This is a genomic window from Brasilonema bromeliae SPC951, assembly GCF_012912135.1.
Classification (GTDB): domain Bacteria; phylum Cyanobacteriota; class Cyanobacteriia; order Cyanobacteriales; family Nostocaceae; genus Brasilonema; species Brasilonema bromeliae.
Genome location: NZ_QMEB01000308.1, coordinates 1 through 6,403 on the forward strand (window position 1 = coordinate 1; position 6,403 = coordinate 6,403).

The 6,403-nt window shown below is 41.3% G+C and carries 4 protein-coding genes; 2 read left to right on the plus strand and 2 right to left on the minus strand.

Annotation, left to right across the window (positions count from 1 at the left end; translation table 11 throughout):
- Positions 1-406: 406 nt before the first annotated feature.
- Positions 407-784 (minus strand): dihydroneopterin aldolase, encoded by a 378-nt coding sequence (folB, locus tag DP116_RS26215; RefSeq protein ID WP_169157940.1) that lies wholly within the window; start codon positions 782-784, stop codon positions 407-409.
- Between the two features lie 202 nt (positions 785-986).
- Between folB and menD the strand changes: the two genes are divergently transcribed.
- Positions 987-2,789: a 2-succinyl-5-enolpyruvyl-6-hydroxy-3-cyclohexene-1-carboxylic-acid synthase gene (gene menD, locus DP116_RS26220; protein WP_169157941.1), complete on the plus strand. Its 1,803-nt coding sequence runs from the start codon at positions 987-989 to the stop codon at positions 2,787-2,789.
- Between the two features lie 104 nt (positions 2,790-2,893).
- On the opposite strand, the gene DP116_RS26225 is transcribed toward menD, so the two are convergent.
- Complete coding sequence (locus tag DP116_RS26225; protein ID WP_169157942.1) at positions 2,894-4,975, minus strand: S8 family serine peptidase; 2,082 nt, start codon at positions 4,973-4,975, stop codon at positions 2,894-2,896.
- 550 nt (positions 4,976-5,525) lie between these two features.
- On the opposite strand from DP116_RS26225, the gene DP116_RS26230 reads away from it, so the two are divergent.
- Complete coding sequence (locus tag DP116_RS26230; RefSeq protein WP_169157943.1) at positions 5,526-6,320, plus strand: TIGR00297 family protein; 795 nt, start codon at positions 5,526-5,528, stop codon at positions 6,318-6,320.
- Positions 6,321-6,403: the final 83 nt, after the last annotated feature.

A 6,403-nucleotide genomic window follows, 5' to 3' on the forward strand; every position in this document is an offset into this window, starting at 1 on the left:
GAGACAGGAAGATAGAACAGTTTTTTGAAATCTTTACTGCAAACAAGTATAAAAATACACTCCAAAATTTAAAATGACACATGTTTTGTATATATTTAGGCAAGCTAATAACTGAAATTTAATACTATGTATAGCAGCTATATCTGAAAGGAACTGCCAAAGTGCCAAGATATAATAAAGTATGAGAAAAGAATAATTCAACCAGTCCTCAACTGATTGCTACAAATACTGCGTTTTGCTGCTAGTCTAGTTAAGAGTCCAAGAAGCAAAACTCTCAAGGGCAACTCTTGGAATCCCTCAGCATACCGCGAGGTTGATGAGGGAAGATGTCAAGGAAATTAACAAGATTTACTTCCTTGCTGGCAAATACAGAAGATTAAAATGGAGTCTTGACATACAGTCTCAGTTATGAATTGGATGTCTCGTGTTTAGTTCTAGTTAATTCAATGCTGATTGTGCCGCCAAAGTCTGGAATGGGTGCAGCAGGTTTATTTAAAATAACTTGAACTTGTACCACGCGATCGCTTGATGCCAAAATAGAATCTGCAATAGCGCCTGCTAGGCGTTCTATCAGAAGAAACTTTGATGTCTTCAGCAGATTTTGCACCAAACTGATAGTACCACGGTAATCGATAGTATTTTCTATCGCGTCAGTTTCAGCAGCTTGTGAGAGATCTACCCATAATCTGACATCTGCTTCAAACCATTGTCCTAACACTTGTTCCTCTTGCAGGTACCCAGTGTAGCCATATGAGCGAATTCCCGTCAAATGAATGCAGTCCATAAAAAATAGTCCTAAGTTAGTACTTTCAGTATTTAACAGCCCATTGGCTTTCCTGATTAATCTACGATAGGAAGGTTGGTTGAAATATACCAGAAAATTAGGATGATCAGATAACTCACCAGACAATCAGTTTAAAATGACACGCTCTTATTGGCATATCTGTTTGAACTGAAAACTCAGGACTTTTGGACTTTCAAGGTTAATGGTAATTGATTTTAGAAACATTAATACAGTATGGTCGTCGATTGCTGCCCAGACATTAAAACGCCTAGGATTGACTTGTGTTGTGATTTGTCCGGGTTCCCGTTCCACACCTCTAGCAGTCGCCTTTGCCCAACAATCACCTGATATTGAGGCAATTTCCATTCTTGATGAACGTTCCGCAGCCTTTTTTGCCTTAGGTCAAGCAAAAGCAACCGGACGCCCCACACTCGTTGTTTGTACCTCTGGAACAGCAGGAGCGAATTTTTACCCAGCGGTGATTGAGGCAAAAGAAAGTCGTGTACCTCTGTTGCTGTTCACCACAGATAGACCGCCTGAGTTACGAGATTGCCATTCTGGACAAACCATAACCCAGTTAAAATTATACGGCAATTATCCAAACTGGCAGACAGAGTTAGCTATTCCCTCTGTGGATATGCAAATGCTTGCTTATCTGCGGCAAACTATGATTCATGCATGGGAACGTTCCCAAACTCCCGTACCGGGACCAGTGCATCTCAATGTTCCCTTTCGCGACCCTCTTGCACCCATCCCCGATGTAGAGATGTTGTATGCACTTTCATTACAATTGTTACAGTCCGAATTTGACACAGAAGACTTTTTCTCTGGGGTAACGACCATCTCTCCATCTCTCTATCTCCCCAGTTCTTTAAATCTTCCTTTCCAACAGTGGTTAAAAACTCAACGGGGAATTATCATCGCTGGTGTTGGTCAACCGCAAAGACCAGAGGAGTATTGTCGTGCGATCGCCCAACTCTCCAAAACCTTAAAATTTCCAGTTTTGGCAGAAGGACTCTCCCCAGTCAGAAACTATGCTGACGAAAATCCTTATATTATTTCCACCTATGACTTGATTTTACGGAATCAGGAATTAGCAAAACAGCTAGCACCAGAAGTCGTGATTCAAATTGGTGAAATACCCACCAGTAAAGAATTACGTAATTGGTTAGCTTCTACCCAAGCACAACGCTGGATCATTGACCCTAGCGACCAAAACCTCGACCCTCTGCACGGGAGAACAACTCATCTACGCATAAGTATAGAAGAATTGGGCAGATGCGTAACTTGGGGAGAAAATACTTCCTCATCCCCGTCATCTTTTTCATCTCCCCCATCTTCTTCTGAGTATCTCCAATTGTGGTGTGCAATAGAAGCAAAAGTCAGAGCAACTGTTGACCAAACTTTGACAACAATAGAGGAGTTATTTGAAAGCAAAGCAGCTTGGTTACTTTCTCAGACTTTACCACCAAGAACACCTATTTTTATTGCTAACAGTATGCCGGTGCGGGATGTTGAATTTTTTTGGAAACCGACTCACTCACAAGTGCAACCCTTTTTCAACCGAGGTGCGAATGGTATTGATGGCACATTATCCACAGCTTTAGGAATTGCCCATCGCCAACAAAGCAGTGTCATGTTGACAGGTGATTTAGCCTTATTGCACGATACAAATGGTTTTTTAATGAGAAAGAAATTTGTCGGACATCTAACAATTGTGTTAATTAACAACAATGGTGGTGGAATTTTTGAAATGTTATCTATTTCCAAATTTGAGCCACCATTTGAAGAATTTTTTGCCACTCCCCAAGATATTGATTTTGCTCAACTATCTGCTACCTATGGTGTTGAGCATGAATTGATAACTTCTTGGCAACAGTTACTCTCAAGATTAAACCCACTACCAAGCAAGGGAATTCGGGTTTTAGAATTGCAGACAAATCGTAAAGCAGATGCTCAATGGCGTAGGGAGAATTTAGGGAAATTTGCAGTAGATTTAGCTTAGATTTTGACCATATTTTCTTCTGACACGGAGGGTTGGGCAAACCCTACACCCCTACACCCTTACACCCCTATTCCCCTACACCCCTATTCCCCTAGTTCCGGTCATTACGCTGCACCTCGTGCAAGAGCCATTGCTCTTCTAGCAGCAGCATCAGCATTCACAAACCCGTAACCGTACTCTGTATCATAACCTGGTGCACCCAAGTCGTAAGCTGTTTCTGACAGAATCGTCTTGATTTGAGTAGCAGTGAGATTTGAGTTCAGACTCCACACTAACGAAGCAACTCCCGTCACGTTTGGTACTCCTGCTGAAGTACCATTGAAACGTTGATCATAGTCGAACGTAAAACCATTAGAAGACTTGATAGCATTGGTTGTCAGGTACTCAGATGGTGCCATGAGAGTCAGACCATCTCCTTTGTTGGAACCCCACCCTCCTTGATAGGAAATCCGTGTTCCAGGTGTTGTTGGATTGTTATTCCAGTCTTTGACTCCCCAAGAAGCACCGACTGCGACAACATTGGCATACCTCTTCGCTAAGTCGGCAGGACTTTCAAGACTATTGCTATTACCATTTCCGGCTGCAACCACAAACAAGGCTGTATTTAGGTTATTAGCAATCAGTTGCTCAAATTGTGGTGAACTACCACCAGTCAAGCTGAGGTTGACTGCCAGACGCTGACTTTTACTCTTTGCCTGATCAATCAATGCTTGTGTAGCAGTAACCAAATCATAATCCCCAGCGTCACCACCCATAACATCGATATGGAAAACATCAGAATTCCAGTTGATACCACTCATTCCCACGCCATTATTGCTAGCCGCAGCAATCACTCCTTGAACTTCAGTACCGTGGGCAATGAACTTACTCATTTCATCCAAGTAATTGTTCGGCAATGTATAGAGGGCACGAAAATCGGGGTGAAGATTAGCAGTAGTGCCAGCCAACCCCGTATCTTCAATTCCAATAAGTACATTGTTGGAACCAGTCGTGAAACGCCACGCACTTTGAACACCCATCATATGTAGGTTCCATTGTTGCCCAAACAGGGGGTCGTTAGGTGTCACTGATAAGTTGATTGTTTTGTCTGCAAATTTAATCGCTTCAATACCCTCAAACAAAATTTCTTTGCCGTTGCTTAATGTTATGGTATCAAATAGGCGAGTACCATTCCCAGGGTTATACATGACACCTCCTGTGGAGTCGGCTAACTTGATTGTGGCTTGTGTGGAAGAAAATGCAGATAAATCCAATAAGTCTCGTCCTCCGCTACCATAGTCAACGTTGCCATTGCCAGAATATATTGTCCGATTGTATGTAGACTGATAAGTAAAGTTATCTGCCCGAAGAGTTCCCTTAAAATATTGCGTGTTGCTATTAGGGAATACAGATGTAATAACAGAGGCAATCAGCTGTTGTGCGCCGTTTGATATGGTGGTTAATATGCCTCCATCACTGGGAGTCGGTATTGTTTCACTAGTGGATACAGGAGTTGCTGACAAACTTAGCTTGTAGAAAGTTTCACTATTATCGTACGAATTTACGCGTACATAGTATGTTCCTGGGTCTAAAGTACGATTTATTGATTCATTTGTGATGCCAACGTAATGGTAGCTTGTATTACCATTGCCATCTAGCAATTGCACCTGTGCATCCTCACTCAAGCCACTAAGTCCTAACTTGAAATCACTCGTAGTCTTCAGTGTAAATTTGTAGTAATCATTTGTATCTGATATACTTACCCAATCACTGTAGTTTTTTGCTTGGGAATGAAGAGTAATTTGACGTGCATTTTCTAAAAAATCTCCAGCATAGTCAATGGGCGTTGCTGAAACAGCCAATTTGTAATCAGTATCTAAAGCTTCATCAATAGAGATTTGGATATAATACAAACCTGCATCTAAAGTTTGATTAATCGATTCAGGCTTCGCGCCACTGAAAACAGAGCTATTTATGACTTCACCGTCATCTACCACACCATTGCCATCTAGATCTTGAATCAAATCTACGTGTGCATTGGCGCTCAAATCTTCAAAATCAAGGTTAAAACTACTACGACCTTTCAGATTAAAGCTGTAGAAATTGCTATGACCGGAATTTAATGTATCGCTAAATATTTGAGGATTAACGCCTGTATTTAAGTTTTTAGCAGTCTCTAGAGAGCTTTCAGAAAAAGTCGTTGACATAGGTTAACGAGTGTACCATTTGTATATATTACATCATTTATAATATCGTATTACTTTGAAGGCAAAATTTATGATTGTGTAGAATTTTACTGAAAAAATAGAAAAATATTACTGCTTCTTCATATAATTGATACATTCTAAGAGTGTTTTCTCTGAAAAATTAACAAAATTTGTCTTTGGAACAGTTGTAATATAAAACACGTAGTCTCGACGGGAGAGAACGAGGAAAAAGGCAAGGGGCTGTTCCTCCCTTTGAAGAAGATAGAGAATAGAAGACTTCAGGTAGTAAAAAGATTTTTGTCAATCCGCGTTCCTCAAAATTCACCATCTGGAGAAAAAATTTATTCCTGAGTCTTCCCTCCCTGCATTGCCGATAAGCTATGGTCTTTTGGAAAATTCCCAGAGAACTGAGATACGTAATGAAAGAAGTACAAAAAAATCACTGTCTCTTCTGTGACTAAGGAGTTGTAGGTAGCAATCAAACTTGTTCTAAATTAGTTATTCTATTGGTACTTTGACAAAATACTCCTAAGAAATATGAGTTGGTACAATGTTTGATTCAATAAACTCTCTAAATCCTTGGCTAGTTGGAGTCGGCTTGAACTTTGTCCTACTACTGGTAGCTTGGATTGTTCCCAAAAAGCTGCTGACTCCAGCTGGATTCTTTCATGCTTGGCTACTTGGTGTCCTGATTTGGGCAACACTAGGGTGGGAAGGATATGTAGTTGTCATGTTCTACTTTCTTGTTGGTTCTTTGATTACGCGCGTAGGTATGGCGCAGAAGGAAGCACAAGGTATTGCAGAAAAGCGTTCTGGTGCTAGAGGTCCAGAAAATGTCTGGGGTTCTGCTTTAACTGCGGCTTTGTGTGCGTTAGGAGTATGGGCGACAAGTTCGGGAATTCTTCCTACACCTCAAAACTTACATCCCACACCAGCCACTCTATTGTTACTGGGTTATGTGGCGAGTTTTAGTACAAAGCTTTCTGACACCTGTGCAAGCGAAATAGGTAAGGCTTATGGTAAAAGCACTTTTCTCATTACTACCCTACAACCAGTTCCACGGGGAACAGAAGGCGCGGTTAGCTTGGAGGGAACTTTGGCTGGTGCGATCGCGTCACTCGCTCAAGCATTCCTCGGCTGGACAGTGGGTTTAATAGATTTGGTAGGTGTCTTTTGGTGTGTTGTGGCGGCGTTTATTGCCACTAATTTAGAAAGTGTCATTGGTGCAACACTGCAATCTCGCTTTAGCTGGCTTACTAATGAAGTGGTGAATATTTTCAACACATTGATAGGCGCAAGTACAGCAATTTTGCTCGCCTGGATATGGGCGAATTTCATTACCTAATTTTTTTGAGAAAATCTTGAGTACTTTCTAGCAATCTCGTGGTTGAATTGTCACGCTAATTCACACGGGAGTATGGAAGCCCC

Excerpts from the sequence above, each read along its gene's own strand:
- DP116_RS26225 (WP_169157942.1), bottom strand. The coding sequence starts at position 4,975 with ATGTCAACGACTTTTTCTGAAAGCTCTCTAGAGACTGCTAAAAACTTA.
- folB (WP_169157940.1), bottom strand. The coding sequence starts at position 784 with ATGGACTGCATTCATTTGACGGGAATTCGCTCATATGGCTACACTGGG.
- menD (WP_169157941.1), top strand. The coding sequence starts at position 987 with ATGGTAATTGATTTTAGAAACATTAATACAGTATGGTCGTCGATTGCT.
- DP116_RS26230 (WP_169157943.1), top strand. The coding sequence starts at position 5,526 with ATGTTTGATTCAATAAACTCTCTAAATCCTTGGCTAGTTGGAGTCGGC.